This window comes from Novosphingobium sp. KN65.2 (genome assembly GCF_001368935.1).
Classification (GTDB): domain Bacteria; phylum Pseudomonadota; class Alphaproteobacteria; order Sphingomonadales; family Sphingomonadaceae; genus Novosphingobium; species Novosphingobium mathurense.
In genome coordinates, this window is sequence record NZ_CCBH010000120.1 from 1 (window position 1) to 1,872 (window position 1,872).

A 1,872-nucleotide genomic window follows, 5' to 3' on the forward strand; every position below is an offset into this window, starting at 1 on the left:
CCCCCCCGGCCGGCCCCGCGCCGACCTTCGCCATCCGAAAACGCGCCGTGGCGATCTTTACCCTCGAACAATATGTGGAGGGCGGGATTATGACGGCGGAGCAATGCAGCCTCATCCATGAGGCTATCCGCGCGCACCGCAACATTCTGGTGATTGGCGGCACCGGCAGCGGCAAAACAACGCTAGTGAATGCCATTATCAACGGGATGGTGGACGCGGACCCGACCGAACGGCTCGTAATCATTGAAGATACCGGCGAGATTCAATGCGCCGCTGAAAACTACGTCCAGTTCCACACGTCCCCGCAAATCACCATGACGGCGCTGCTCAAAACCACGCTGCGGATGCGGCCCGATCGTATCCTAGTGGGCGAGGTGCGCGGCCCGGAAGCCCTCGACCTGCTCATGGCGTGGAACACCGGCCACGAGGGCGGAGCGGCCACGCTGCACGCCAACAACGCCGAAGCGGGCCTTAGCAGGCTCCAAATGCTCATCAGTATGCACCCCGATTCACCACGGCCGATTGAGCCGCTGATTGGTGATGCGGTGCATTTGATCGTCCACATCGCGCGCACGCCAGAGGGTCGCCGCATTGAAAGCCTGCTGGAAGTCGGGGGCTTCGTGGATGGGAAATACATTTTGCGCAAACTGTGAAGGAGCATGACATATGACGTTGTTTTGGAATGACGCCGCCGCCCGCCGTAAGGCGCTCATATGGGGTATGCTGGGGCTGGCGCTCGTCATGCTCCTGCTCTGGCCTCACGCGGCTTGGGCCTCGGATACCACGGGCGGCCTGCCTTACGAATCCTATCTGACCAAGGTGCGCCAGTCGATGACCGGCACCGTCGGTTATACCTTCGCCCTCGTCGGCATCGTCGTTGCCGGTGGTGTCCTGATCTTCGGCGGCGATCTCAACGGCTTTGTGCGAACGCTGTTGCTGATCGTCCTCGTCGCCTCGATGCTCGTCGGCGCTAACTCGGTCCTGTCCTCCATCACGGGCGGCGGTGCGGTGATTACCGGCACCGCTTCGCCCGCGCTGGCAGGCTAAAGGGGAGGGCCGGTCAACATGGCTCTGCGATCAGTGCCTATTCGCCGCTCTGGCGTCCGCAACAATCTGTTTTTGGGTGGGGACCGCGAGCTGGTCATGCTCACGGGCCTAGCGTCGATGGCGCTGATCGTTCCGGCCATCAATTCCTTGAAGGCGTGGGCCGCTGGCCTGCTGATCTGGTTTGCAGGCGTGTGGGCCTGTCGTCTCATGGCGAAATCGGACCCGCTGATGCGGTTCGTTTACATGCGGCACCGCACCTATCGCCCCTACTACCCGGCTCACTCCACGCCCTTCCGCAAGAACGGCCGCCTGCAATTCCGCCGCTACCGGCAACCGGGGAAGAAAAAATGATCCAGACAATCGCTGTCGTCATAGCGATCTTCGGGGCGGCCCTGCTCGCGGTCCTCGCCTTTGCGTCCTTCGCCAACGCGGCCGAACGCAAGCTGGCCCGGTATCGCTCCAAGGATGAAGGGCTTGCCGATCTGCTCAACTATGGGGCGATGGTCGATGATGGCGTAATCGTCGGCAAGAACGGCTCGTTCATGGCCGCGTGGATTTATGAGGGCGACGATAACGCCAGCTCCACCGACCGCCAGCGCGATATGGTCAGCTTTCGGATCAACCAAGCTCTCGCCGGGCTGGGCAATGGCTGGATGATCCACGTTGACGCGCCGCGCCGCCCTGCTGCCGCCTACTCGGCTGCGGGTCTGTCGCATTTTCCTGACCCGGTGACGGACGCCATAGATCAGGAAAGGCGCGAATTATTCCAGTCCCTCGGCACCATGTATGAGGGCTATTTCGTCATTACCGCGACCTACTTCCCTC

The 1,872-nt window shown here is 61.9% G+C and carries 3 protein-coding genes and 1 pseudogene; all 4 read left to right on the forward strand.

What is annotated here, in order from left to right; all coding sequences use genetic code 11:
- Positions 1-653, forward strand: a 653-nt coding sequence (trbB, locus tag SPHV1_RS04280) for a P-type conjugative transfer ATPase TrbB (protein ID WP_054944813.1), incomplete at its 5' end; no start/stop codon positions are given.
- A 13-nt stretch (positions 654-666) separates the two neighbouring features.
- Complete coding sequence (locus SPHV1_RS04285; RefSeq protein WP_006964400.1) at positions 667-1,047, forward strand: TrbC/VirB2 family protein; 381 nt, start codon at positions 667-669, stop codon at positions 1,045-1,047.
- 18 nt (positions 1,048-1,065) lie between these two features.
- Positions 1,066-1,398 (forward strand): conjugal transfer protein TrbD, encoded by a 333-nt coding sequence (locus SPHV1_RS04290; protein WP_026149854.1) that lies wholly within the window; start codon positions 1,066-1,068, stop codon positions 1,396-1,398.
- Positions 1,395-1,872 (forward strand): annotated as a pseudogene (locus SPHV1_RS04295) (conjugal transfer protein TrbE); the annotation flags it as partial. The gene SPHV1_RS04290 and the pseudogene SPHV1_RS04295, both read left to right, overlap by 4 nt.